At 38.9% G+C, this 26,873-nt stretch carries 18 protein-coding genes, 1 tRNA gene and 1 pseudogene; 15 read left to right on the top strand and 5 right to left on the bottom strand.

The window, feature by feature from the left end:
- The first annotated feature begins 103 nt into the window (after positions 1–103).
- The 8 genes from BLS35_RS17795 to BLS35_RS17760 all read left to right on the top strand — a co-directional run bounded on the left by BLS35_RS17795 (position 104) and on the right by BLS35_RS17760 (position 14,600).
- Positions 104–676: an RNA polymerase sigma factor gene (locus tag BLS35_RS17795; protein ID WP_090783565.1), complete on the top strand. Its 573-nt coding sequence runs from the start codon at positions 104–106 to the stop codon at positions 674–676.
- A 79-nt stretch (positions 677–755) separates the two neighbouring features.
- Positions 756–1,883, top strand: a complete 1,128-nt coding sequence (locus BLS35_RS17790) for a FecR family protein (RefSeq protein WP_090783563.1) — start codon at positions 756–758, stop codon at positions 1,881–1,883.
- Between the two features lie 117 nt (positions 1,884–2,000).
- Complete coding sequence (locus tag BLS35_RS17785) at positions 2,001–5,528, top strand: SusC/RagA family TonB-linked outer membrane protein (RefSeq protein WP_090783561.1); 3,528 nt, start codon at positions 2,001–2,003, stop codon at positions 5,526–5,528.
- Positions 5,529–5,559: 31 nt separating this feature from the next.
- Positions 5,560–7,002, top strand: coding sequence for a RagB/SusD family nutrient uptake outer membrane protein (locus BLS35_RS17780; protein ID WP_090783560.1), 1,443 nt, complete (start codon positions 5,560–5,562; stop codon positions 7,000–7,002).
- A 26-nt stretch (positions 7,003–7,028) separates the two neighbouring features.
- Positions 7,029–8,621, top strand: a complete 1,593-nt coding sequence (locus BLS35_RS17775; protein ID WP_090783558.1) for an FAD-dependent oxidoreductase — start codon at positions 7,029–7,031, stop codon at positions 8,619–8,621.
- 4 nt (positions 8,622–8,625) lie between these two features.
- The gene (locus BLS35_RS17770) at positions 8,626–10,431 is read left to right on the top strand and encodes a hypothetical protein (RefSeq protein WP_132226043.1); all 1,806 of its coding nucleotides are present in this window, start codon (positions 8,626–8,628) and stop codon (positions 10,429–10,431) included.
- Between the two features lie 25 nt (positions 10,432–10,456).
- On the top strand, positions 10,457–12,337 hold the full coding sequence (locus BLS35_RS17765; RefSeq protein ID WP_090783553.1) for a glycoside hydrolase family 127 protein: 1,881 nt from the start codon (positions 10,457–10,459) through the stop codon (positions 12,335–12,337).
- Between the two features lie 7 nt (positions 12,338–12,344).
- Positions 12,345–14,600 (top strand): alpha-L-rhamnosidase-related protein, encoded by a 2,256-nt coding sequence (locus BLS35_RS17760; RefSeq protein ID WP_090783551.1) that lies wholly within the window; start codon positions 12,345–12,347, stop codon positions 14,598–14,600.
- An 8-nt stretch (positions 14,601–14,608) separates the two neighbouring features.
- On the opposite strand, the gene BLS35_RS17755 is transcribed toward BLS35_RS17760, so the two are convergent.
- A complete protein-coding gene (locus BLS35_RS17755) occupies positions 14,609–15,019 on the bottom strand; it encodes a RidA family protein (protein ID WP_090783549.1) in 411 nt (136 codons plus the stop codon).
- 206 nt (positions 15,020–15,225) lie between these two features.
- Between BLS35_RS17755 and BLS35_RS17750 the strand changes: the two genes are divergently transcribed.
- The 3 genes and pseudogenes from BLS35_RS17750 to BLS35_RS28290 all read left to right on the top strand — a co-directional run bounded on the left by BLS35_RS17750 (position 15,226) and on the right by BLS35_RS28290 (position 16,532).
- Positions 15,226–15,315, top strand: a tRNA-Ser gene (locus tag BLS35_RS17750).
- A gap of 134 nt (positions 15,316–15,449) precedes the next feature.
- Positions 15,450–16,004: pseudogene (locus tag BLS35_RS28295) on the top strand (phage integrase SAM-like domain and Arm DNA-binding domain-containing protein); the annotation flags it as partial.
- Between the two features lie 279 nt (positions 16,005–16,283).
- On the top strand, positions 16,284–16,532 hold the full coding sequence (locus BLS35_RS28290) for a tyrosine-type recombinase/integrase (protein ID WP_256375308.1): 249 nt from the start codon (positions 16,284–16,286) through the stop codon (positions 16,530–16,532).
- A 103-nt stretch (positions 16,533–16,635) separates the two neighbouring features.
- Here BLS35_RS28290 and BLS35_RS17740 read toward each other — a convergent pair whose 3' ends face one another.
- A complete protein-coding gene (locus BLS35_RS17740; RefSeq protein WP_132226044.1) occupies positions 16,636–17,412 on the bottom strand; it encodes a hypothetical protein in 777 nt (258 codons plus the stop codon).
- 59 nt (positions 17,413–17,471) lie between these two features.
- Positions 17,472–17,684 (bottom strand): helix-turn-helix domain-containing protein, encoded by a 213-nt coding sequence (locus BLS35_RS17735; protein ID WP_090783544.1) that lies wholly within the window; start codon positions 17,682–17,684, stop codon positions 17,472–17,474.
- 439 nt (positions 17,685–18,123) lie between these two features.
- On the opposite strand from BLS35_RS17735, the gene BLS35_RS17725 reads away from it, so the two are divergent.
- Together BLS35_RS17725 and BLS35_RS17720 are read left to right on the top strand one after the other, a co-directional pair.
- Positions 18,124–19,128, top strand: coding sequence for a hypothetical protein (locus BLS35_RS17725; protein WP_090783541.1), 1,005 nt, complete (start codon positions 18,124–18,126; stop codon positions 19,126–19,128).
- Complete coding sequence (locus BLS35_RS17720; RefSeq protein WP_090783539.1) at positions 19,115–19,756, top strand: hypothetical protein; 642 nt, start codon at positions 19,115–19,117, stop codon at positions 19,754–19,756. Before BLS35_RS17725 ends, BLS35_RS17720 begins: the two co-directional genes overlap by 14 nt.
- Positions 19,757–19,936: 180 nt before the next feature.
- Here BLS35_RS17720 and BLS35_RS17715 read toward each other — a convergent pair whose 3' ends face one another.
- Together BLS35_RS17715 and BLS35_RS17710 are read right to left on the bottom strand one after the other, a co-directional pair.
- The gene (locus BLS35_RS17715) at positions 19,937–20,953 is read right to left on the bottom strand and encodes a hypothetical protein (protein ID WP_090783538.1); all 1,017 of its coding nucleotides are present in this window, start codon (positions 20,951–20,953) and stop codon (positions 19,937–19,939) included.
- A 30-nt stretch (positions 20,954–20,983) separates the two neighbouring features.
- Positions 20,984–24,733: a YobI family P-loop NTPase gene (locus BLS35_RS17710; protein ID WP_132226045.1), complete on the bottom strand. Its 3,750-nt coding sequence runs from the start codon at positions 24,731–24,733 to the stop codon at positions 20,984–20,986.
- Positions 24,734–25,115: 382 nt separating this feature from the next.
- Between BLS35_RS17710 and BLS35_RS17705 the strand changes: the two genes are divergently transcribed.
- On the top strand, positions 25,116–26,018 hold the full coding sequence (locus BLS35_RS17705; protein WP_090783534.1) for a hypothetical protein: 903 nt from the start codon (positions 25,116–25,118) through the stop codon (positions 26,016–26,018).
- A 75-nt stretch (positions 26,019–26,093) separates the two neighbouring features.
- Positions 26,094–26,708: a hypothetical protein gene (locus tag BLS35_RS17700; RefSeq protein ID WP_090783532.1), complete on the top strand. Its 615-nt coding sequence runs from the start codon at positions 26,094–26,096 to the stop codon at positions 26,706–26,708.
- Positions 26,709–26,873: the final 165 nt, after the last annotated feature.

The following is a 26,873-nucleotide window of genomic DNA, read 5'->3' as shown; positions in this document are numbered from 1 at the left end:
TAAATATAAGAAAAATAAAGAATAATTATTTAATATTGCTTAAGGCATTAAGAACCAACCAAACCCCAATACCTTTTAAACCAAACCAACCAAATAGTATTAAATGCAATTAATAAGCAATCTTGATGATTTTGAACTCATGACCTTGCTCAAGGCTGATAACGAGTTGGCATTTGGCGAAATCTTCAAACGCTTTGATAGCTTACTTTACATTTACGCTTATAAAAAACTGCAGAACTCAGAAGAAGCGAAAGACATTGTACAAGAGGTTTTTGTACACTTATGGAGAAACAGGAAAGATTTTGAGCTTAAAACTACATTACCAGGCTACCTCTATAAATCGGTATTAAACAAGATATTGAATGTCATTGCCCGCAAGCAATCCGAAACGAAATACATATCCTCTCTTCAGCACGCGATAGATACAGATGCGCTCTCTGCCGATTTTTTAATCCGTGAAAAAGACATCACTAGCTTAATTGAACGCGAAATAGCCGCACTTCCACCAAAAATGCGCGAGGTATTCGAACTGAGAAAAAATCAATACCTAAGCAACCGGGAAATTGCACAGCAATTAGGGATATCAGAACAAACAGTAGAGACGCACATGAAAAGAGCGCTCAAAATTCTAAGGACTAAACTTGGGATCCTAATCTATTTCTGCCACATCTTATAATTTTTTTTCAATCACAGTACCCACTCGGCTATCCTGATCTGTCTTTGCTATAATCGTCAGAGATTAAAGCGCTATAAACATGGAAAAAGACGCCAGAGAATTATTATTAAAATACCACCAGGGACAGGCTACAGCTGAAGAAAAAGCAATGCTTGAAAATTGGTTGCATAACTTCAATGCCGAAATTGAGCATGGTCTTTCTGACGAACAGCTCCAACTTGCACATCAGCAAAACTGGGCAGCAATTAAACCAAATACAAGCAAACCTTCCATTCCACTATGGAAAAAGCTTAGCATTGCTGCTTCGATCCTACTCTGCCTTAGTCTCGCCTTTTATTTTTATTCCGCAGTTCGGCCTGTCCAGCTCGTTCAAACCACAAAAACAAGCCCCATAGCGCCAGGTGGCAATAAAGCTTTCCTTACCCTTTCAAACGGACAAAAAATCTCATTAACTGATGCTACAAACGGGAAGCTTGCCGAACAATCCGGAATACAGATTACAAAAACCGCCACAGGCATGTTGGTGTATCAATTGACAGATCAACCTAATCCATCAGGAAAAACCAGCTATAACACCATAGAAACGCCAAAAGGCGGTCAATATCAATTGATTTTACCTGACGGCTCCAAAGTATGGCTCAACGCAGCCTCAACACTTACATTTCCAACTAGTTTTGCCAGCCTAAAAACACGTAAAGTAGAGCTTATTGGAGAAGCTTATTTTGAAATCGCTAAAAACAAGACCAGTCCCTTTATCGTAAAATCAGCCAAACAAGAAGTAAAAGTGCTGGGTACGCATTTCAACATCAACAGCTATGCAGATGAGCAAAGCACTACGACCACCCTTCTCGAAGGATCTGTCAACATTGTAAGCCTAAATAGAACAGAGAACGTCATCCTAAAACCTGGTCAACAATCAACTTTAAACAACAACAAGATCAACGTTACTGAAATAAATACCGAAGAGGCCATCGCATGGAAAAACGGACTTTTCATTTTTAACGATGAAAACATCAAAAGCATCATGAAAAAGATTGCAAGATGGTATAACGTAGAGATCACTTTCAAAGGCAACCTGGATCATGTCTCTTTTGTAGGAAATTATGCACGCAATAAAGACCTGGAAAGTCTATTAGAAAATATAGAATTAACCGAAAAAGTCCATTTTAAAATCGAAGGAAGGAGGATCGAAGTTATAGCTAAATAAGTACTTATAATATCCTGAAAACCGGAAGTGTTTAGACCACTCCCGGCTTCATTTAGCTTTTAAAGGCTATAGGATACCTAATCAATTGAACGACAACCAAATATTAATCCTAACCAAATGTATGAAAATTTTACTGAACTTACGTCCAGGGACACGACCTCCTGTGCGCTAAGGTTTCTGGCACTTGTATACCCGATAAGCAGGTTTTACAAGACAGAAAAAACTAAATGGGTACTCCGAATGAAACTGACCATTGCTTTTTTGCTTATTGCTTTTTTACAAGTCAATGCCGCAAGCTATGCGCAAAGGGCTAGCCTGAATGTAAAAAACGCGCCTATAAAAGAAGTCTTCTCCCTACTCACCAAACAAACCGGATATAACTTTATATGCGATGCCGGATTGATAAAGGAGCTCAGCCCCGTTACCATAAATGTGCGACAAGCTTCCATAAAGGAGATATTAGACAAATGCTTCTCACAACGCGATGTCGAAATTCTTTTTAGAAATGGACAAACCGTAGTCATCAGAAAAAAAAACGCCGCGATTGCAGAAATCCAGGTCAGCGCCCCTATTCCCATAACCGGAAAAGTGACCGACGAAAAAGGTCTTCCTCTACCGGGTGTGAGTGTAAAAACCAAAAACACGTCCAATACGGTCGTAACAGATGCCAACGGTAATTACAAAATCCTTGTCGCCGATCAAAATGATTATCTGGTGTTCTCTTATGTAGGTTTCACACCTTACGAGATCCAGGTAAAGGACAGCAAAAACATAAATGTCCTATTAAGAGAGCAGAAAAATGCATTGGAGGAAGTACTCGTAATTGGGTATGGAGAACAATCCAAAAAGAAAGTCTCTACAGCCATTTCAAGAGTCGAAGGTAAATTTATCGGTATACAACCTGTTTCTACACCTGGCGAAGCGCTGGCAGGCCTTGTTTCCGGAGTACAGGTTCAGTCTGGCCGGGGAGGTTACCCTGGCGAAGCGCCAACCGTAAGAATCAGGGGAATAGGCTCTTTAGGAACAGACAGCGACCCACTTTATGTGGTCGACGGTTATCCTTTACAGGAGTCAACCCAGTTTAACCTGATCAACCCTGCTGATATTGAATCCATAGACATTTTAAAAGATGCAGCTTCTGCAGCAATTTATGGTTCAAGGGCTGCAAATGGTGTGGTTATCGTGACAACTAAACGTGGTAAAGCCGGCAAAACTAGCTTTAACGTATCTGCCTATACCGGTGTACAAAATGTGGCTAAAAAAGTAGATCTGCTTAGCCGCGACCAGTACATTGAATATGCAAAATACGCAGCGCGGATGAGAAACATCACTTATCCAACAATTTTTGATACCGATCCGCAGAGCCTGCCGGATATAGACTGGCAGGATGTAATATTTAGACAAGCGCCAATCTCTGATTTTCAAATCTCAGCACGAGGTGGTTCAGAAAAGGCTAGATATTCTATTTCAGGTGGCTATTTCAAACAAGACGGAACAATGATCGGAACTACTTACGACCGTTATAACATCCGTTTCAATATGGATGCAGACTTGAGTCCGAAATTAAGAATAGGCATTTCCATGGCACCCTCCTTCTCTCAGCAATTCAGACAACCTGCGGGCGGTCAATTTAGTGAAGCCTCAGCTAGCGAAACCACCGGAGCCAGAGCGCTTCCAAGTCCAATCCACTCTGCCGTATTGATGCCTCCTGTTGTCCCGGTTTATGCCGCTGATGGCGATTATGCGCAAGGATACCGCGGACTAAAAAACTCTGCAAATGGCGTGTTTTTTCAAGCAGCGCTTTATAACCCATTGGGCGTGCTCGAATTATATAAAAACCGACTAAGGGAATACCGTATTCTGGGCAATAATTTCATTGAATACGAACCGATTAAAGACTTAAAATTCAAAACATCTATCGGGGCAACGCTCAACGTGAACGATCAGTATGCTTATATTCCGGCTACCTTAGCCAATGGAAGTGCGCCTGCCGCCAGTGGTAGTAACCCAATAATGACTCAAATTTACTCATCAGAATCGCAGTCTACCGTGCTAGACTGGCTTTGGGAGAATACCATATCTTATAATAAAACTTTTGGGGGCAACCATAATCTAAGTGCCCTACTACTCTACTCCCTACAAAAGTACCACGCAAAATCAACTGGTGTAAACGGAAGATCAGGCACCTATACCACAGATTTGCTCGAAAACCCGTTGGCCTCTTCAGATCTTGTAGGTTCGCTCGCCTATAGTCAGAACTCATTCTTATCCCTTGGTGGAAGGATAAACTACGATTACAAAGGCAAGTATATCTTATCAGCAGCGCTACGTCAGGATGGTTCCTCCCGCTTTGGTCCAAACAAACGCTTTGCAGTCTTCCCATCTGTCTCAGGTGCATGGCGCATTACACAGGAAAGCTTTATGCAGCCCCTAAAAAATGTGCTGAATGAACTAAAGATCCGTGCGAGTTATGGAGAAACAGGGAATGCCAATATTGGCGACTTTACCTGGTCTAACAACATCATCAATCGCGATTACAGCTTAGGCTCACAACGCAGCTATGGCTCGGCACAATCCGGCTTTGCCAATTACAACCTCACCTGGGAAAAGAACCGCCAGGCAGATCTTGGATTGGAAGCTGGTTTTCTAAACGATAAATACAGCCTTTCCATTGATTATTACTCACGCCATACAGAAGGCATGTTGTTTCAAAAAGACCTGCCAAGTATAATTGGATATGCGACCACTTTCCGCACCAATCTTGGTAGACTAAGCAATCGCGGATTTGAAATTAGCGGAAAAGCCAATTTCAATCTGGGCGCAGTAAAATGGACTTTAGACGCCAATGTTTCGGCCAACCGCACTAAGGTTGATGACCTGGGTGGCCCTTCCTCACTTCCTGCAAAGGCAGCTATTTTTGGTTGGGACAATGTATTCCAGGTTAGAGTTGGTGATCCGCTGGGCTTGATGCGCGGCTACCAGGTGGAAGGCATATTTAAAAACACAGCAGACCTGGGTAAATACCCACAATGGGTTACCGGCAATAAAGTGGGCGACTGGATCATTAAAGATCAAAACAACGATGGCAAAATTGACGAGCAGGATATGGCTGTCATTGGACATGGTTTTCCGGATTTCGTTTACGGCTTATCCAGTACTTTTCAATATAAAAACTTCGATCTCTCGCTCATCGTACAGGGCGTTCAGGGCGTAAACGTCATCAATGGTAATATCCGTCACCAATTTGGTGTGCACAATGTCAATTCAAGTCCTACTTATTTTAACAATATGTTCGACAGCCAGAATCCAGACAGAGATGTTGAATATCCGGCGCCATTAGCTTCAGGAGTAACACCATTAAACAACTTAACCAATAAAGCCGTTTCAGATGCCTCATTTTTACGCATCCGTAACCTTACCGTTGGCTATAGGCTTCCGGCCGGTTTATTGAAAAGCATTAAAATGCAGACCGTCCGCTTCTACGCTACTGGCCAAAACCTACTCACATTCACCAAATACAACTGGTACAATCCCGAAACCAGTGTTACCAGTGTTACCGATGATGCGGTGTACCGACCGGGTGTAGATCAGGGAACATATCCCGCTAACCGGGTCTTTATTTTCGGGGTCAATGTAGGTTTTTAACCATTTTTCAAATCTCTTTTAAATTAAAATTATGGATCGTTATCTTTCTAAAATATATAAAACCCTCCTGGCAGGGATGATCATCATAACTGGAGGTTGCGGAAAAGGTTTCGTAGACCTTACCCCAGAGCATGTAATTGATGTTGGCAATTATTATAAAACTGAGGCCGATATCCGTTCGGTGCTAACCGGAGCTTATGGTAACCTTAGGGACATTTACAATGCCTACTGGATCTATGCCGAACTGCCTTCCGATAATACACAGGTATTTTCAGAGAATGAAGGCAGCTATGGTGAGTTCGATTGGTTGACTTACCGTTCTACAGGCGGAGTTGCAGGCCCATGGAACCAGTCTTACCGCACCATAGCGGCCACAAATATTATTCTTGAGCGCATAGAAAATATAACCATTACCGCAGCACTTAAAGACCAATACATCGGCGAAGCTAAATTTTTACGTGCCCTGATGTATTTCAATATGGTCAGATTCTATGGTGATGCTCCCCTTGTCTTAAAAGAACTAAAAACAGAAGAAGAAGCTTATACTTATAAACGAAGTCCGGCCAATGAGGTATACCTGCAAATAGAAAAAGACCTTAAAGATGCACAAACCCTGCTACCTCCTAAATTTACAGGGGTAAATGTAGGTCGTGCTACGAGTGGCGCAGCTAAAGCCTTACTGGGCAAGGTTTATCTGCAACGGAAGAAATGGCCAGAAGCCGAAGCCATACTCGAACAGGTTATTCCCGCTTATACATTCGAACCAAATTTAGCTAAGCTTTTTGGGGTCGGAAATGACAATAACTCGGAAGCTATTTTCTCTGTGCAGTACATTTCTGGTGGTGTAGGTCTGGGCAATTCATTTGCTTACGCATTTGCACCTCAAAAATCAGGAACTTCAATTGTTGCCTTAGGAGCTAACAGTAACAATACCGGCACACAAGATCTGTATGATGCCTTCGAAAGCACAGATTTGCGTAAAACAGCTTATCTGGGCGTCTTTAAAGATGGAACCAATCCTAAGATCTTTTATTGGGCAAAGAAATTTGTATACAGTGTGCCTATTTTAAATGAAGGTGAGACCGACTGGCCTGTGCTCCGTTATGCAGATGTTTTACTGATGTATGCCGAAGCGCTTAACCAGAACGACAAAACAGGTGACGCCTTAACCTATGTCAGCAAAACCCGGGTAAGGGCAAATTTACCTGCACTTTCGGGCCTGTCAAAAGCAGATACACAATTGGCCATAGAAAAAGAACGTAGACTTGAGCTTTGCTTTGAAGGTCATCGCTGGCACGACCTGATCCGATGGGGTAAAGAAGTGGCCACCATGCAAGCCTTCAAAACCAAATACCTCTCTATTGATCCAAGGCTTTCTAACATGAGCATCACGGCCGACAGGAAATTGTTCCCTGTTCCTTACCGCGAGATCAACCTTAATCCGCTTTTACTCCCTCAAAACCAGGGATACTAGTCTGCAAACCATTAATTGAATTAAAAATGAGGTACACATATATAGCTATTTTAATCCTGTTCCTTTTTACTTCCTGGAAGCCCAAAAAGGAATATGATGTGCTGGTTTACGGCGCTACACCTGCAGGCATTACTGCAGCTGTAGCCGCCGCCCGTGAAGGAAAATCCGTTGTCATGATCGAACCACTTCCTATTGCCGGTGGTATGATGAGCGGTGGTCTTGGCTTTAGTGATTCCAACCAGATGTTCAGAGAAACCTTAGGCGGTCTTTTCGAAGAATTTCACAAGCGTGTAGAAGCAGTTTACGCAAAAAGAGGCGTACAACTCAATTACCGGGTTGATGAAAAAGACACTAAATTCTGGACCTATGAGCCCCATGTGGCAGAGCTTGTTTTCCATACCATTTTAAAAGAAGCAGGTGTTGAGGTTGTGCTTAAGGAAACCTTAAAATCTGCAAAATTAAACGACAAGGCAATCCAAAGCCTTAAAATGAGATCGGGCAAAACGTTTTCAGGAAAAATGTTCATCGATGCCAGTTATGAGGGCGACCTGATGGCAGCCGCAGGTGTTACTTACAAGGTAGGCCGCGAAGGCCGGGATGAGTTCGGAGAATCTTTTGCTGGTGCCGTTTACCAGAAGAAAGCAATGGGTATAATCTCATCAGATCAGGATAGAAAACCATTGCCTTTAATCACCGGAACAGCAGTTACACCAGAAGGACAAGGCGATCATCGGATTATGACTTACAGCTTCCGCCTATGTCTATCTGAAGATCCAGCAAACCGGGTTCCCTTTAAAAAACCTGTTGGTTACAACCCAGATCAATACGAACTATTCAGACGCTTTTATAAAGCAGCACCCAAAACCGGTATTCCTTTCGACCTTTATCCGATTCCAGGAAATAAGCTCGATGGCAATAATGGTATCGGGGCACAGCTGTCTACAGGTTTAGTGGGCGAAAACTGGGACTACCCGGATGCAAACCCAAAACGCAGACAAGAAATATGGAAACATCATCGCGATTATACCGAAGGTCTGCTCTATTTTCTGATGACTGATTCTGCGGTTCCCGAAGCCGTAAGAGAGCGAATGAAAAACCTGGGCTATGCAAAAGATGAATTTGCGAAGTACGGCTATTTTCCACCGGTGCTGTATGTGAGAGAAGCCAGGCGCATGGTTGGCGAGTATTTTTTAACGCAGAAAGATATACTGGAAACCAAAGAAAAGCCCGATGCCATTGGTATAGGCTCCTTCCCTATTGATTCGCACGACTGCCAAAGGATTTTAACTCCTGGTGGTGGCTTCATCAATGAAGGAACCATCTTCCCTGCCAAAACGCGTATCGAAGGTCGAGGCATCGCCTACCAGATTCCATACCGTATCATTACGCCGAAAGCCACTGAATGTACAAATCTCCTGGTCCCCGTATGCATCTCGTCCTCACATGTAGCTTTTTCATCTTTAAGGGTCGAACCGGCCTGGATGGTGATGGGCGAAAGTGCTGGAATAGCCGCTGCGTTAGCGATTGAGGACAAAGTAAGTGTACAAAAAATAAGTCTGCCTAAACTAACCGAACGTTTAAAAGCCAAACGTCAAATATTAACCCTATTAGCTAAATAGACCCATGAAATATAACATATTAATGGCTATCTTATTGATAGCCGGGTTAAGCTCATGCCAAAAAATGGCCGAATTACAGCCAGAAAGCTTAACCGACACACTCAATCATGTTCCATATCTAACCATAGCACAACTTAGAACTGGCGCAGCTGATAACCACGATATCGTATACATTAACGATGGCCTGAGGTCTGGAACATTTCAGTACGATGCAAATGATACCAGTACCGCTGATGACGGCTCCATGGTGATTGTCAGTGGCTCGAGAAGGTACAAAAGAGCCTCTACCTTTGTTACGCTCGAGATGTTTGGCGCCAAAGGCGATTACAATTATATCAACAAAACTGGAACAGATGATACACAAGCCATACAAAATGCTTTAAACTACTGTTCCAAAAGCGGTACAGAAATTAAGCTAATGGAGGGCAAAAAATACCTCACCCATACGCTCTATCTGTATAAAGACAGTCTGAAAAATCCGGGCTACCAGTCTAAGCCAGGACGGGTAAAAATCACCGGACAAGCGGGCGGAATAGCTACGGGCGATCTGGAACCTCAGGGTGCTGGATTTGTCCATGTAAACAACGAAACAGCTAACCTAATCGAATGCATTGGTTTCTTTTCTATAACTAGCCCTGCAACTATGGGTGGACAAATCGATTTCGAAAATGTCAATTTTATGGGTGGCAACAAAACCACCAATGTGATTTATCTGGAGGCTTGCCAGGGGCAGATTTTATTTAAAAACTATACTGTTCAGATCAACAACCCCATCGGAAATGGCATATCCGAAGTAACCACCTGGGAAACGGAACATCAAAATGGATTGATCCGGGGACAAGCCTCAGGAAATGGCAGCTGGACAGGTATCGGTCTAAATATCACGTCCAACCAATCTGATGGCCAAATCAACATGAAAATCTATAGCAATGTGAATGTCTACAAATGCGGATATGGAATCCGAATTGGCAGAAGAACTTCAACTGTAGGCACCATAGGCCCGCTTAATTTTGTAGGTGGACAGGTCAGCCTGTCTGATCAGCACAACATGTGGTTGGATGGTGGAACTTATAACCTGGTCTCTACCGGCCAGCAATTTGAAGGCTCCAGGCTCAATGCAATCCTGATTGATTCTGATGGAGCCAACGATCTGCCAAGAAATATAAAATTCACGAACACTTATTTCACCGGAGGTGGAAGAATTGAAGATGGAAGTTATGATAGTTACGCCGTCCACATTAAAGATGGTGTAGGTGTTGAATTTGATAGTCCGCTGTTCAATAACCTGGGCAATGGCATTGTATTTAACAAAGCACTAACACAAGGATTGGTTATCCGCAGACCGGTAGTCAGAACCGTGAGAACCTATGGCGCAACCAGTGGCACTTTTATCGATGCTTACGGTATCAATGTGGCCAGCAACAGGCTCAGTCTCGAAGATCCTATATTTAACCAGGCTCCTGCAACCTATATTTCAGAATCAGCCCTCACTGCATTTTTAACTACCGCAGCCGGAGGCCGCTTATCCATAGGCAACAATGCAGCTGTAGTATCTTGTGGAATGGGTGCTGGCACACTACAAGCCGCACAGATTCTGAATTTCAACAACACTGCGGCCACAACGGTAACAAATATTACTGGCGGACAATTATTCCGGGAACTACTGCTCACTTTCAGTAACTCATTAACCACAATTGCAAACAATACAAACATCAAACTCTCGGGCAGTACTGATTTTACGACCACTTCCCGCTCAACCCTAAAATTAATCTGGATGGGAACCTACTGGCAGGAAATTTCAAGAAGTTAATCCATCATTTAATCTTTAAAATCATATGGCATATTATTCTAAATACAACAGCGCTAAGCTGATTGCCGTACTGCTGATCTCCTGGGTCAACAGTACAGCACAAAAACCCGGCTTAATTCAAGATCAGCTAAAGCCAGCCATTTCAGCGCAGATACAAGGCTTTGCGGGTCAAGAATTTGGTAATGCCTATACAAACCGTATACTCGCCCAAGACGCGGACCGTTTAATTGAACCATTCAAAAACCGCACAGAAACCCGCTGCTGGCAATCCGAATTCTGGGGAAAATGGTTTACTTCGGCCGTCCTCGCTTACAAATATCGTCCGGAGCCCCAACTTAAAGCCATACTGGATCAATCTGTAGCGAAACTCATGGCTACTCAAAGCTCAGATGGATACATTGGTAACTATACCGAAAAGGCACAATTAGAGCAATGGGACATCTGGGGCAGGAAATATTGCCTACTAGGCCTACTGTCCTATTATGACTTAACGCATGATGCTAAAGCTTTAAAAGCAGCTAGCGCATTGGCAGATCATTTGATCAAAGAGCTGAGCGACCGTAAGGTCAGCATTGTAAAAAAAGGCAACCACCGCGGCATGGCGGCAACTTCTATATTGGAACCCATTTGCCTTTTGTACAGCCGCACTGGAGAAAAGCGTTACCTGGAATTTGCAGAAGAGATTGTTAGACAATGGGAATCCGAAGGAGGCCCTATGCTGATCACCAAATCAGATACCGATGTGGCAAAAAGATTTCCAAAACCTGCACATTGGTTTGGTTGGGAACAAGGCCAAAAAGCCTACGAAATGATGTCCTGCTATGAAGGTTTGCTGGAATTGTACCGACTAACAGCCAAACCTGAATATAAAGCAGCCGTTGAAAAAACATGGGCGAACATCCAAAAAACTGAAATTAACATTGCCGGCTCAGGCTCTAGCGTGGAGTGCTGGTTTGGCGGAAAAGATGCCCAGGCCCTACCGATCAATCACTACCAGGAAACCTGTGTAACGGCTACCTGGATCAAGCTAAGCCAGCAGCTGCTCAAGCTTACCGCAGATTCGAAATATGCAGATGCCATTGAGCAAACCTTTTACAATGCACTTTTGGGCGCAATGAAACCCGATGGCAGCGACTGGGCTAAGTACAGTCCGCTGGCAGGCCATAGACTGGAAGGCGGAGAACAATGCGACATGGGCTTAAACTGTTGCGTGGCAAGCGGACCGAGAGGGCTATTTACCTTACCCCTAACTACAGTAATGAGCAGTACCACTGGTCTGCAGGTTAATTTTTTTATGCCTGGTACTTATCAACTTCGCACCCCTAAAAGCCAAGCTGTCGAACTCATCCAGCAAACAGATTACCCTGTTTCGGGCAAGGTAAATTTAAAATTAAACCTAAAGAAACCAGAATCATTTGCACTGGGCATACGCATTCCGGCCTGGAGCAAACAAAGCAGCATACTGGTCAACGGCAAAACTATCGAGGGTATTGTTCCGGGCAGATATACGGAAATTACCCGAACCTGGGCCAATACAGACGTCATCAGCCTTGAATTGGACATGCAGGGAAAGCTCATTTACACGGGCGATAAATCAGAACATTTTGCCATTATTCGTGGCCCCATTACGCTGGCCAGAGATCTGCGCCTGGGTGGACCCAATATAGATGATGCCCTTACTCCAATCGCAGACAAAGATGGTTTTGTAGACCTGCAACCTGTGGCGACGAGCAGCGAAGGTTTTTGGATGAAATTCAAAACTATGTTTAAAACTGAATCTCATAAGGAAGGACCAAATGAACCTATTTCTGTATTATTGTGTGATTATGCTTCTGCCGGAAATACCAATACTGAGGCTTCACGCTTCAGGGTGTGGCTTCCAACATTGATTGACCCTAGAAATTAAAATGTAAATGAACTGTTTATCCTTAGCACCAGCGAAATACTTTTTAACTGTTTTACTTGCAATTTCGGCGGTAAAAGCAAGCTCTCAATCTTTAAAAGCACCATCCGCATTACGGGTAGATCTGCTTTTGTCTGAGAGCCCATTGGGTCGCCCCTATCCGACTGTTCTTACTGCCAATGAGCGTCCATATTTTACCTGGGTAATGAACGATCTTAGCCAGGGCAGCCATCAAACCGCATATCGTATACTGGTTTCTTCGACACCTGAAAACCTTTCTGCAAACCTGGGCGATGCCTGGGATTCCCGAAAAGTAACCGGAAAATGGCAGCCTGGCATTCCATACAAAGGAAATAAGCTGAAACCCAATAGTACTTACTATTGGAAAGTGATGGTATGGAACAATAAGTCAATGGTCAGTGCTTTTTCAAAGCCGACAGCATTTACCACTGGTACTGAGCTAAAACAGGATCAAACCGCCTTTCATGCATTGACCAAATGGGAACAGCTACCCAGCGGGAGTAGTCAGCTAAACAATAACAACGTCCGGTTCGACTTTGGTAAAGCTGCATTCGGACAATTCCGTATCAAAGCTTCCTCTTCAACCGGAACAGATACCCTACGTGTTCATATTGGCGAAGCCATTACAGCAACCGGGCAGGTTGACAGAGCACCAAAAGGCCACATCCGTTATCGCTTGCTAACGATCCCACTAAAATCGGGCACACATAATTACGAACCAAAGTTTACAGCTGATAAACAAAATACAGGCTCTAAGGCCATTCTTATGCCCGAATATATTGGCGAAGTATTGCCTTTCCGCTATGCTGAAATAGAAGCAAACAAAAACATCAAGATCGACAGTGTGTGGCGCAATGCCGTTAATTATCCTTTTGATGATGATGCTTCCTCATTTAAATCCTCAGATACACTGTTAAACCAGGTCTGGGACCTTTCTAAGCATACCATTAAAGCCACTTCCTTTACCGGATTGTATGTGGATGGCGACCGAGAACGGATACCCTATGAAGCCGATGTACTCATCAATCAGCTCTCCCATTATGCCGTTGATGCAGAATTTAACATGGTCAAAAGGTCTCTGGCATATTTGATCTACCATGCTACCTGGCCTACAGAATGGTCGCTACAAAACTTGTTGATTGGATGGAACGATTACCTCTACTCTGGCGATATCCGTGCCGTTAAAGTAATTTACCCACAATTGAAAGCCAAATTGTTACTTCCTCTGGGGAGGCCGGATGGACTTATCAGCACGAAAACTGGGAAACAGGACAGCACATTTACCAAATCCATTTACTTTGAAAACTTCAACGGACATTCCATTCTGGAGGACATCGTAGACTGGCCACAAAAGGGAGGTTTTAGCATCCCCAAACATGCCCCCGGCGAAACGGATGGCTTTGTGTTTACGGCATACAATTCAGTTGTAAATGCTTTTCATTACCAGGCCCTGATTAGTGTAGAAAAGATAGCGCGAAAACTGGGCGAAACGAAAGATGCCGATTTCTTTGCTACACAGGCTGCCAAGGTAAAATTGGCTTTCCAACGTGCCTTTGTTGACCCCGAGACAGGAATCATAAAAGATGGAGAAGAGACCTCGCACAGCTCTCTTCACGCCAATATGTTTGCAATGGCTTTTAACCTGGTTCCCGAAAACAACAAAGCGCGCGTACTAGATCATATCCGCTCCAGAGGAATGGCCTGTAGTGTATATGGCGCTCAGTTTCTGTTAGACGGCCTTTATGATAACCATCAAGCCCAATATGCACTAAAACTTTTAACCGCAACAGACAAACGCAGCTGGTACAATATGTTGCGAAGCGGTGCTACGATGACAACTGAAGCCTGGGATACCGAATATAAGAAGAACCAGGACTGGAACCATGCCTGGGGTGCAGCTCCTGCAAACATCATTGTCAGAAAATTAATGGGCGTAGAACCTTTATCTCCTGCTTTTGGCTCCATACTGATCAAGCCCCAACCCGGCACGCTTAATACAGCAGAATTACAATTATCTACCTTACGGGGAAAGGTAAAAGTTGCATTTACAAATACCCCAGAACAGTTTCTTTTGCAAACCATAACCCCGCCAAACTCAACAGGAATGGTATACCTGCCAAGACGAATGGCAAATGACCGCATACTGAAAAATGGTAGGACAATTAAAGCGATCCCAGAAGGCAAATTCTGGAAAATCGCTGATGTAGAACCCGGAGTATATAGCTGGGAAGTAAAATATTTGTAGAGCGTAGTTTAAGATGGCATAAATGTGATAGCATCAACTTCTATTAGCATGCCATCTAAAGCTAGTCTTGGAACTGGAATTAATGTACTTGCTGGGAATTTATTATTCGTCCATACTTTATGCATTTCCTCTGTCCATATCTTAAGCTTTTCCTGATCATGGTCAACAATTAATATGGTAATTTTAAGGACATCATCAGGTTTTAGTTTGTACTCTTGGAGCACTATTTCTAAGTTTAATAATGCGAATTGAACTTGTCTTCTAAAATCATTTGAGAGAGTATGCTCTAAGTCCTCGCCGCCACTTTGCCCAGATATAAAAACATATCTACCATTATCCGGAGTACTTGTAGAATGTGAAAAAGCGAATGGAGTGGGATCAAAAAGTCTTTTCGGGTTTTTATGAATAATGTTAGTCATGTTTTTCAATTTAAGGTTTTTTTATTTTGAGCAAAGATATACCTACTCGTTCTTCAAAACATGTGCCGATATAGAGTAGTGCAAAATATTACCTTTAGCGGATAAAATACCAGAAAACAAATTTAAATAGCTTAATAATCAGCGTAGGTAAGGCCTAGAGACCGATTCTTGTTTGTGGAATTGGTACATATTTGTACTTTTGCGCCGGAGAGTTGGCAGAGTGGTCGATTGCGGCAGTCTTGAAAACTGTTGACTTGTCAAAGGGTCCGCGGGTTCGAATCCCCCACTCTCCGCCAAAATGGTATCAAAACCGAGAAAAGCCCGAATCGAAAGATCTCAGGCTTTTTGCATTTTAAAGGGATACAATTTTCGCACGAATCCCAATCCTATAGGTGAATGATTCGGTGAGTATCCCCCTGCTTCTCTCTATCTTCGCATTACCGTGAATGGCAACCGTGCGGAAGTTACCACTGGTCGTAGTTGTGAACCTTCACAATGGAAAACGATATCAGGTCGTAGTAATGGCAAAAAAAAAGAAGAAGTAAAATCCTTTAATGCTTATCTGGACGACTTGCAAAACAAGGTATTCGAGGCACATCGACAATTAACAGAAAAGGACGATGCCATCACTGCCGAGCGCTTACGAGATCAGTTTCAGGGAAAGATAGAAAAGCAATGTACCTTAATTGATGTATTTAAAGACCATAACAACAAAATGCAAACATTGGTAGGCTCTGAGTTCTCTAAAGGCACTGCGGAACGTTACAGAACCTCTTTAAAGCACACAGTGGAGTTCTTACAATGGAAATACAACATCAGTGATATAGACATTAGAAAAGTAGACCATGCTTTTATAACTGAATACGATTTTTACTTACGGTCTGTCCGTAAATGCGCCAATAATTCCGCGGTGAAATACTTGAAGAACTTCGGCAAGATTATTCGTATTTGCCTCACCAACGGGTTGCTGGCTACCGACCCATTTCAAAACTATAAAAACAAGATTAAAAAGGTTGATCGGGTTTACCTTAATGAAGAAGGAATAAAGCTTATAGCCAATAAGTCGCTGGTTTCTGAAAGGTTAGCGCAAGTAAGGGATATATTTTTATTCTGTTGTTATACTGGCCTTGCCTATGTGGATGTTAAGAATTTAAAAAAAGGTGATATTGTGACTGGCATAGATGGCGAAAAATGGATTTCTATAAATAGACAAAAAACAAATGTGCCTTCTCGCATTCCTTTGTTGGTATCTAGCAATCAGAAGATGAACAGCTATTTAAAAGAGATTGCAGACTTCTGCGGTATACAGAAACAAATCACTTTCCATATTGCAAGGCATACATTTGCTACAACGGTTACATTATTAAATGGAATTCCTATTGAAAGCGTTTCTAAAATGCTGGGGCATACTAATATTCAAACTACACAACACTATGCTAAAATACTGGATATTAAAGTTGGCGCTGATATGGCACTATTGAAAAAGAAATATGAAATTATTACCATGCAATAATCATATCTAATCAAAAGCTGTTAATATAGAAAAGCAGGGAGGGTCGGAAACCATCCATGCTTTTCTATACATTTTGATCAAATCATTAAAAAATCCATCACTCTTAATATATTGGTAAACTTATGCTTAAGTTAGGAATCTTATATAATCCTGATTGAATAATTTTTTTGTTATATCCCCAAGCCCTTATTTGTTCTTTCGCTAAATTAGCTTTTTCGGTTGTCATACGTGGATCTAATACAATTTCATCAAAAAGATCAAAAGGATCAATATCAATCTTGAAAATGTCAAATGCATTATTTTCGCCACGAAAAATTAGCCTAATTTCGTTTTCATGCCTAAAGGCCCATCTTTTAAAATAAAAAGTAGAAGCTTGTCCCCATCCTGATTGATCAAAGATTTTATTCCCCATTCTTGTTTTATCATTAAGCATGCCTAATAATTTTGGAGTAGAGGCATACTTAACCTTACCAATGAAGGATGATAAATTATAACTCTGTCCATATTGATCTTGATAATTACCACCTAGATTATACATAGGAGTAAACAGCTTTCGCAATGTCGTTTTAACTTTTACTCCGCTTGTTTCTCCTCTTTCATCCTTAGGAGAATAAATACGCCACATTGCATCACTTTCTTTAGTTAAAGACCAACATTGCCCATAATAATTTTCTCGAAACCCAATATTGAATGGCGTACCATCGGGTAAACTACTTTGCGCACCAAGTATAAAATTCTCAAATGGGTCATCCCATAACTTGGGTTTTACAAGAGTAAGTTTTTGCTCTAAGAAAATTTCTTCTAAGCGTTCAAGACTAAAGACTCTGTATACGGATTTAGATAAATCTGTTTCATTAAGAAATACTAAATTTTTCATCATGTTGATTGCGTTTAGTTATGGGAATATTGTTGTTAGCTACTCAATTAATCTGTATTCCATTATTTGTTTAGATCATCATAATCTTCATTGAAAAACTCGCTTAAGCTTACCCCAAAACAATTAAGAATACCAATCAATGTACCAATCGTTATGTTAGCGCTCCCCGCCTCATATTTACCATACTGAGAACGATTTAGATTATTATCATAAGAAAACTTATCTGGGCTGGTATATCCACTAGACTTACGGAGACTTTTAAGCCTACCTATCATGATAGCTGGAGAAAGGGTCTTTGGCTTTCAAGTTTTTGATTCTATCCTCAACGATTCCCCACACCTTAAAAAAGAAGGCATTTTCACTGCAAGTATTGTTTTGTAAAGTATGAGTTAGGTGGTATTTGTAGAATTCCCCAAACTTATCTTCATCAATCTCATACAATTTGTTCAAAAAATGATTGTCTTCATATTTGTGCCAAGATCCTATTGGATTTCCAACATCATAAGGATGAGGAAAAAAGTTAAAAAACTTACGGGGTTTAAAATAACTAACATTCATAAAAACATCGGTCTAACTAGTAGGTTTAATTAATCAAAATTTACCAAAACAAATTCCCACAATAAAAAGGAGGTAAAGTTCAACAGAAATTTTTATTTCTAATATTACATTACAATAATAATGAAATAGTTATCATTGTAATAAAAACTAAAATTAATGGCTCACGCACCCAAACTAGAAATTTACAAAATATACCTTAAGTCTACGACCGAGACACCTAATAATACTTTTGAAGATTATTTGAAATCAAAATTCAAGATCAAAACCGAAGATTATAAATTTAAGGATTCTCATAAATTATTTTTAGAATCCATTGTATCATCGATCGATAAAGACTTTGTATTAAGTAAAAAACTGAAAAAAGGTCTAGGTCTAGAACAAACTCAAAGTGGAGTGACCAACACAGCTATTAAAATAAATACTAGCAAATATTTTATCCACGGAACTATCCAAGGGGGGCGGTATGGTCAAAATCGCTCATTAGGTAATATCACTAAACCTACCACTAGAAGTAAAATTAATGATAAGAACATTGTACTTGATAACTTTTATTTTTTATTATATACCCCAGAAGGTAGTTCTAAGGGACTTTTATTCTTACAAAGTTATACCGATGATAGTATAAACGAGGTCTTTATAAACTGGATTAAGAATTTGCTTAAAACAGATGGTTTTTATAGACCAACAGTTGAACACTACTCTCCTGCAAAAATTCAGGAAGAATTTAAAAGATACAGCATTGTTAAAGAATTGAAATACTCAAAAGACATCGTAATTAACGATATTGGTGTGGTTAATTCAATAGACACCAATGGTTTCACTGTTGAAATTGTAATACGAGCAAAAGACCAAGGAGTTTCTCTATCTAAATTGGAAAAATTTGCCAACTTCTTTGGAGCATCAACTTTTAAGGCTTCTAATGAAAAGGGACTAAAATTGGAAGAGTTTAATAAGAAGGTAGGACAATTGAATAATGGATCTCACCAAAGCTCCTTCGTTTTAAATGATAAAATTGAAATTACTCCTACGATCTTTTTAAAGGAAAAAATTAAATTGAATGCAGATCAATCACCAGATTGGGTAGATTTGCATAGGTATTGCCAAGAATTACTTCTTGAAGTAATTGAAGAAGTTTATCCAGAACAAAATGAATTATCTTAACATTTGGCACTACATAAAAATACTCTTTAATGAGGGAACTAAATGGGAATTTACAGAAATTCTAGGAAACGGTAATCCTACGAATCAAAATGATATTTTCCGCCGATCATTAAAAAAAAGAGGGATAATGATAGTACCCTCCCTACTATTTTGTTATCTATTAAAATCCGGTTTCTCAACTGATTTTATAGGTTACACTATGGCAGCTCTTTCTATTTTTATTGGCTTATTTACAAACTTAATTATTGTAGTTTATGGACGATATACAACAATACCCCCGATTTCATCTACAACAAACCATTTAACTCAAATTAACATATTAAAATTAAAGAACTTCATAAAACAATTCACCTTTGTAACAGGCAAAAATTTATTGATTTCGACATATTTAATAGCCTTAATGTCCCTAGTCCTGTTGTTTAAATCATATTTCTCAGTAGACATTACGGAATATTCCCCAATTAAAAATTTAAGTGAAATAAATTCAAGTACTATAATCACATTCGTAAATTTATTTATAATATTAATAGTGAGAATACAAATTATCTACCTGATAATAGACTTTTTCATCCTTTTATTGTATTCCCTTGGAGCATTATTTTCCTTTCTTAAAAGAGAGTATAATTAACACATTCTAAATGTTAAAATTTTGCGCAATCATTCTTTTTTAGTGGAGCGTAAAACTTTCATTTAATGCACAAGACAAAAACATCAACTCATTAATATAAATTAATTAAGACAACTGTACACAATTAAAACGTAGGGTCAGGAATAGATAGTCTTCTAATCTCAGTTCCTTTAGCGGCAATTATAACCCAAGTGCAATACTAATGAAATCTGCGATGCTCACTCCGAGTTTAGCCATACCCGCTTCATGGGGAGATTCTAATTTATACTTTCCTTTAGCTGAACCATTTAATGCGTAGTCATGGCCCTCAATAGTAATGATACACCAATGCTTGTTCCTACATTCAATGATGATCTTCTCGGCATAAAAAGGCCACTCTCCTTTATAATCATTTTTCCTGATCGCTTTTGATTTGTAATTCCGATTAAGTTTTCTTACTAGTTCGTCTAAGACAGTTCTTTTATGTACTTTTTTAGGTGTTTCTTTGAATCGGGTTGTACTAACACGGTAATCTGTCTGGCCCAACTTATCGGGATATAACATGGAAAAATCAAACAAATGGACAGAAAACTGCTTAGCATGATCTCCAAGTGTACCAAAATTAAATTGCCTTGCTAACGCAGAAACAAACTTCTCAAAGATTATAATGATTGTTCTAGAAATGTCTCCGAAGACCTCATTCTCCAAATCTCGGTCACCATATTTTTCAATATTACCAGATGGAAGAATCTTATGCTCAAACTGCTCCCAAAGATCTCTTGGATTTATGCTAGACTTCTGATTAGCGGTTATAATGTCGAAATTGTGATAGCGAGCCATTTTTCCAAATTCCGAAAGTATGTATAACAGTTCTTTCAGCTCAGCATCATTCTCTAAAAAACCCCTATCATTAATCAAATGGTATTTACCCTGGTCATCAAAAAACTCAAAAAGAATCCTGCGGATTAAAGCTTCGAGGTCATGCCCCAGACCTTTTATATAATTCAGATTTGGATAATCCCCATGCACATTAAAGTACCCCAAGCATATATAAGTTTTCATCAACCGCTCAAAACCTTGTGATAGCAATTGAAAGGGTAAGAAGTAAAAATTGTTGGAATAATCTATGTTCTGTAACTCACCGAAGCCAAGCCGTACAAGCTTATTAGCAGTTTCAATTTCGTCCAACAAGGCAATATTTTTGAAATTAATACTCATAGGTACATTGGTTAATCAAATATTTGATCATTATGAATCACCATTACTTCTATAATGATTTAACCTTACAAACTCAGGTTTCGTGGTGACGCTTGAAACGTAATCCATATCATCAAGTATACTAGCAAATTCTTCATTTGCATCGTTTCTATCTAATCTGGGCTCATTTCTATCAGCTATTTCGGCATACTTTCCGCCTAGTGCTCTAAGAAACCCCGTGATCTGTTCAGGATTATACCGTTTCAAATGTAAATTTAATAATCTAACTTTTTTTTCTATATCCTGCGTTCCACCTAACAAGTGTTCGATAACAGAATAATTAATATCCTCATATTGTGTAATCAAAATTCCTAATGTCTCAGCCTCCAAATCTTTATTACCTGAAAGTATGTCTACTGTCAGCATTTTAAGAATTGCTATTTTTTGATCATAGGTAAATTTTTGAGATTTTATGACAAGTAGAAAATCATTAGCATCAAGATTCTTAGCATTAAACTCTGCCATAAATTCTTCCGAAAATTGTTCGCCCAATCTGATATTTTCCCCGTTGAAATTTGCTTTTAACATATTGTAATTAGCGTCAGTAAATAACAAAAACCTGTGGTCAACCATAACAGAAACTTTTTCAGGATGAACTGCCGAAATATCAAGATCATCATATTCATAAGGAAAACTGGAAATTAGGGACTTAAAACTCTCAACACTGACCATATCATTGGTTGCTATAGCCAAAGCAAATTTCTCTATATCATTCTGGTCACCATCCTGCTTGGTTACGTCCAGTTTAGACAGAGCCTCAAAATTATCCTTTACATTTAGAAAACTTACAAAGTGTAAATCCAGACCATCTTTCTTTTGATAATATGGATACAGGTTTGTCCATTTTGGGCTTATTTTCTTAGCCTTCATTAAATCTGACCAGAAATGTTCATCAACTGGATCAAATTCTTCAATTATTGTGTTCTGAGCCTCAATAATTGCAGTTCTGTTTTCCAGATCTATGTCTTCATTATTATATAAATTGATCAGGTTTTGTGCCGACTCATCTTTATTTGTCCCTAACGTCAAAAAGACATCTTTTATGTAATCGTCAATACTACGTTCGACATATTGTTGGAGCTTAGTCAGTCCGCTGTCTCGAATAGTGGTATAATTTGCTTTATTAAATTGATCGCTTGGTTTATCTGTTTCTATCTCTTTAAAAAGAAGAACTTTGTGGATCATCTGCGCGTTGAGCTGATAAAAATCATTTTCGTATACAACTTCGAAATACTCATTCTGGCCTTCAGCTATATCGAGATCGTTAAACTTCACACTCAGTAATTTTAAAATGGTTTTAATTTTGTCTGACGATTTTGACTGCTGCATTACTGTCAGAAACCCTTTTTCCTTTGATATAAACAATCTTAAATTACCTTTTTTATTGAGTGATTTAATCGTCTCTAAATCCGCATGATCCAAAATCAGTTTCAAATATTGTAGTTTTTTTTCATCAGAAAATCCAGATTCAATGACTACAAAATCCCAAAAGCCCTCCCACTGGGCAAATAACGTCTTTACAAATTTTGGCACCTGCTTGCCTTTCTCCAGATAACTGTCTCTGAACTGACTTGCAATAATCGTGTTGGAAACAATAAGTTTTAAAAAAGCATTTAGCTTCGCCTCATATTTATCTTTAAACTGCAATAAACTATCAAGCAAAGAATAATTCAGCACCTCATACTGACTAAATTCCAGAAGTTTGATTTTTTCGATCAGGTTGAAAGGATTATCCAGTATATAATCGGCGGTCATAGGTTTATGGTTCTTGATACTGAGCAAGAAAACCTTATCCTTTCGGGTTAAGGTTCCTTCATAAAAATGAGAAGTATAATCATGGTAGTCTTCATTGATATACCCGTTTCTAATCAGGAATAATAAAATAGCCGATTCTTTTATGGAATGATCTAACTCATCATCCGATAAATCGGCAATAATCTTACTGAAAGGAAGTATAGAGATATTCTGTAACTCTGTCCGTATACCCTCCGCCTCCTTTTTAGTCTGTTCGGAAAAATATTCCACCCGACTTAAAATCTGTTGCTCTCTTTCTTCATAGGTTTGATTTTCATCGACCTGAGTTTCAATAGCATTAAACGTATAACCACTACTTCGCTTTCCGTAGCCATTTGTGGTATAATAATGTAGAACACTTTCTAATTTCAGCTTAGGAAAATTCTCATCAGTTTTCAGCTCTTCTAAATTCACTTGACTATTGCCAAGATAAACCTGTTTAGTAGTGTAGTCTGGAAATAGCTGGAACATCTTTGCTATGTAAAGTGACCGCAATTCAAATTTGTCTTTGAGCACAGAGAACTCTAATGAAGCTTGCTTTTCCTCTATAAACTTTAGTCTTTCTTCTTTCGCCTTCGTAATATGTTCAATGTACGTTCCCTTCTTTGCGAAAAAGCCGAATACTGAACCTTCACCTTTATTGAGTTCTGCAAAATCGGTAGGATAAAGATTCTTATACAATATTGTAGCCAACAGATTATTTGGATTCAATTCAAATCCCCCCAATTTTGCTTTATAAAGGATAAACTCGTTAAAAACATTTTTAAGAAGCCTCATATCATTGATATAGAGCGCAATTTCAGAAACAAAATCCTTAGAAAGCTCTGGAAATACATTAGCCTTTTCTAGCCGTTCCAGAAGCTTAGCCTCAGAATTAGAAGTATTGATAACAGGAATTACGGGTATAACAAAATCAAAAAATTTAGTACGTTTCTCGTCGGTGAAAATATCATCTTTAAGGGCATAAATGAACACAATCCTTCTGTCTACCTGCTTTGAATTGTTAATCAGGTTATTGATCTCTCTTAATTTCGTATATATTTCCGGATTTTGAAATCGATCCAAATCCTCTATAATAACTACATTGTAGGATGTAACTTCAAAAAAATACAGGATCTCGTCTAAATGTTTATTTAGAATTGAAGCCTCTGAATGATCTGAAAGTTCAACCTCTCCACTTGTAAGGTTAACCTTGTTGAATTTTGAATTGTTATATAACTTTAAAATGGTGTAAACTAAGTACAAACCTCCCACGCTTATAATTAACAATGCTGCGACCAACAAATATGATCTAAAATTACTTAAAAAAGATTTTGATTCAGGTATGGCAGGTAGAGGTGAAGATTTGCTGAGATAAAAAAAACAAATACCACATAGGATCAACAATGCTGCTTTTAGGAGTAAATTTGTTTTGGAAGCCTTTCTTATTCTCTTAAATCTGGAATCAGGAATTGTATTGTGTTTTTCATGATAAAAAATCTGCTGCAAAATACTAACTTCAATTAATTCGTTATCAGGGTCCACATCGTCCTTATGAACTTTAAAGGATGCCAAGGAAATATTTAGATATTTAAATTCCTTATGATTTTTTTGAAACGTCCTAAGAATTGTACTCTTTCCCGAACCGTAAGGGCCAGTCAATGCAATATTTTTTATGTCTTTTTCAAATAAAGAAAAACTAAGCGCTTTATCATAAATATCATTGCTATCTCCATCCTCAATTGGTGTGAGGGATTCAAATAACTCCTCGTTTTTTGGTTTAATTACATAATATAGATTTTTCCTAACTATTTGAAGTTTTGCAATATAACCATCCAAAAAATGATAAAACCATTTTTTAAGAGACAATACCTGTCCACGGATAGCAGCAATGGTTATTTTCCAATATTGTATATTCAGTAGTAGAAATAACAAGGAGATGAACAGCATTAATGAGAATACGAGCATAATAGATACAAGGACTTTTATCCTTTGGCCAAATATAATTAATAAAACTTCTTTGCTATTAATATACGTAAGCCCGACTACGAATACCGTCTACAAATTAGTCTTTAAATAATATTAGTTGTTTACTGCTTGAAAAAGATTAGAATATGCGGCTTATACCAGCGACTAAAAGATTCGGTTATCTTCCACTATTTATCCGGAATGACAGATTTGAGCAGCTTTTATCTAATACCACTAATGTTTTACTTTCGTAGAGTCGAGTCGTTTAATCTTACAAAGCCAAAGGAACGACACCGATTAATTTGAAGCCTTAAAAATAATAAAATTTAATTTTCTCATAATTTTGGAGTCTTATTTTATATATTGTTCAAAATTCTAATTAATGGCTCAAATAGTAAAAGAAATTGTTGAAGTATCTTCAGAAATTGATTATTGGTTCTTTCGTACTGATGGAGGTAATTATTTCGAAACTTTTCTAGATCATGACTTTATTGCGATCGGGTGGAACAATATCACACTTGCCGATATTCGAGATAAAACCATACTTGAAGTTAAAAGCAAAATAGAACGTGTTGAAGTAATGCCGGAGGAAAGTAGAAGCATTAAACACAAAGTTTCAGATATCTATAACAAAGTTTCACGATTTGATCAATTTAAAAAAGGTGATATTATCGTAATTCCAAGTGTAAATTCTCAATTACTTGCTTTTGGTGAAATCATTGATGAAAAAGCTTACCAAGCTAAATCAGGCGTAAATGGCTGTCAATATGAAAAGAGACGACTAGTAAAGTGGTTAACGCCAGGAATACCTTTGAAAGATTTGGATCCTACATTTGACAAGATGCGGAGAGGGTGGCATACTGTGATAAATGTTAACGCATTTGACTACTATATAGATAGCGTTATTCATAGTGTTTATATTAAAGATGGAAATTCGCATTTTGTTTTAAAAGTGCAACAGCGTGATGATATTAATTTAAAGGACTTAGCTGAGGTTCTTTTGGGTCTTCAAAACTTAATGGATGTCGTTAACCAAGAATTTCAACTCGGTGAGAATATTTCAGAAAGTACCATAAAAATTTATCTTCAATCACCTGGGTTATTCAATATTAAAAATTCAGGACTCGCATTATTACTAACCGCAATGGTACTTGGCTCATCTTCCTGCAGTACTACCGACCAGTCGGCCGATACCCAACGCAAAGTTGAAAAAATTAAAACTGTAAACGCAAACGATATCGATTCCTTATCAGATAAAATGCAAAAAATGAGAATCCAATTTTAATCATAATTATAAGTGTCTTCCTTTATTCCAGATACAGACAATTTTTTCAAATACATTCTAACAATAGGTGTATTAATGATACTATTTGGATTAATTTATCCATTGAAGCAAGAGCAACGTCTACGTACAGAATTAATTGAGATCAAGGAAAAAGATTCTTTACTTCAAATTCAGGTCAGTTACCTATCGATTTTTGTTTCTGATTTGGATACTTTACAAAGAAAAACTCAAGAAAGGGTAAACAAATTAAAAAACCAAAAACTTAGGTCGACATCAGGACAACGCAATCAACTTGATGAAAAGATACAAGTACTAGTTGATAAATTTTATGATCAACGCCGAATCGGTCTCGACTCCGCGAAGGAAATGAAGTTAAGAAAAGTCAAGCTTAAGTATGAAAAAAATCGATATGACGAAACGAAAATTCAAATACAAGAATATTTTGTATTTAAGACGATTTTTTGGGGATTTGGAGTCATATTAACGATAGCGGGCTTATTTTTTTGGATGGATTCCACACACTTCGATGAACGAGAAAAAGTGAGTCGATCTAGCCTACAGCCGATGCCGATCTCTAGATATGTAGTATGTTTATCCTACATTCATAAAGTCTTTAAAAAGATACTACTGTGGACAATTATCTGTGTTTTCTTGCTAATACTAATAATTTGGCTTTGTTTCAAGTTTTAAAGACTAAGAACCTTTAGCTAGCATATTAGATCATAATTTTCGTATCATCTGCCTATATATTATTTAACTTAAATTCACAAAGACATCCACTCAGGAACCAACTGCTAAGAACACCTAACACTAAAACCAATAAAAGCACTACCTTTTTTAATTACTTTCAATGTA

This window comes from Pedobacter sp. ok626, assembly GCF_900100435.1.
In the GTDB taxonomy this organism is placed as follows: Bacteria; Bacteroidota; Bacteroidia; order Sphingobacteriales; family Sphingobacteriaceae; genus Pedobacter.
Note: the sequence above shows the minus strand (reverse complement) of the source record. Positions and strands in the feature narration are given on the sequence as shown.

What these genes read in the sequence shown, in the direction of transcription:
- BLS35_RS17700 (WP_090783532.1), top strand. Translation starts at nt 26,094, where the DNA reads ATGATACTATTTGGATTAATTTATCCATTGAAGCAAGAGCAACGTCTA.
- BLS35_RS17760 (WP_090783551.1), top strand. Translation starts at nt 12,345, where the DNA reads ATGAACTGTTTATCCTTAGCACCAGCGAAATACTTTTTAACTGTTTTA.
- BLS35_RS17735 (WP_090783544.1), bottom strand. Translation starts at nt 17,684, where the DNA reads ATGATAGGTAGGCTTAAAAGTCTCCGTAAGTCTAGTGGATATACCAGC.
- BLS35_RS17705 (WP_090783534.1), top strand. Translation starts at nt 25,116, where the DNA reads ATGGCTCAAATAGTAAAAGAAATTGTTGAAGTATCTTCAGAAATTGAT.
- BLS35_RS17780 (WP_090783560.1), top strand. Translation starts at nt 5,560, where the DNA reads ATGGATCGTTATCTTTCTAAAATATATAAAACCCTCCTGGCAGGGATG.
- BLS35_RS28290 (WP_256375308.1), top strand. Translation starts at nt 16,284, where the DNA reads ATGAACAGCTATTTAAAAGAGATTGCAGACTTCTGCGGTATACAGAAA.
- BLS35_RS17765 (WP_090783553.1), top strand. Translation starts at nt 10,457, where the DNA reads ATGGCATATTATTCTAAATACAACAGCGCTAAGCTGATTGCCGTACTG.
- BLS35_RS17740 (WP_132226044.1), bottom strand. Translation starts at nt 17,412, where the DNA reads ATGATGAAAAATTTAGTATTTCTTAATGAAACAGATTTATCTAAATCC.
- BLS35_RS17720 (WP_090783539.1), top strand. Translation starts at nt 19,115, where the DNA reads ATGAATTATCTTAACATTTGGCACTACATAAAAATACTCTTTAATGAG.
- BLS35_RS17775 (WP_090783558.1), top strand. Translation starts at nt 7,029, where the DNA reads ATGAGGTACACATATATAGCTATTTTAATCCTGTTCCTTTTTACTTCC.
- BLS35_RS17785 (WP_090783561.1), top strand. Translation starts at nt 2,001, where the DNA reads ATGTATGAAAATTTTACTGAACTTACGTCCAGGGACACGACCTCCTGT.
- BLS35_RS17755 (WP_090783549.1), bottom strand. Translation starts at nt 15,019, where the DNA reads ATGACTAACATTATTCATAAAAACCCGAAAAGACTTTTTGATCCCACT.
- BLS35_RS17770 (WP_132226043.1), top strand. Translation starts at nt 8,626, where the DNA reads ATGAAATATAACATATTAATGGCTATCTTATTGATAGCCGGGTTAAGC.
- BLS35_RS17715 (WP_090783538.1), bottom strand. Translation starts at nt 20,953, where the DNA reads ATGAGTATTAATTTCAAAAATATTGCCTTGTTGGACGAAATTGAAACT.
- BLS35_RS17795 (WP_090783565.1), top strand. Translation starts at nt 104, where the DNA reads ATGCAATTAATAAGCAATCTTGATGATTTTGAACTCATGACCTTGCTC.
- BLS35_RS17710 (WP_132226045.1), bottom strand. Translation starts at nt 24,733, where the DNA reads ATGCTCGTATTCTCATTAATGCTGTTCATCTCCTTGTTATTTCTACTA.
- BLS35_RS17725 (WP_090783541.1), top strand. Translation starts at nt 18,124, where the DNA reads ATGGCTCACGCACCCAAACTAGAAATTTACAAAATATACCTTAAGTCT.
- BLS35_RS17790 (WP_090783563.1), top strand. Translation starts at nt 756, where the DNA reads ATGGAAAAAGACGCCAGAGAATTATTATTAAAATACCACCAGGGACAG.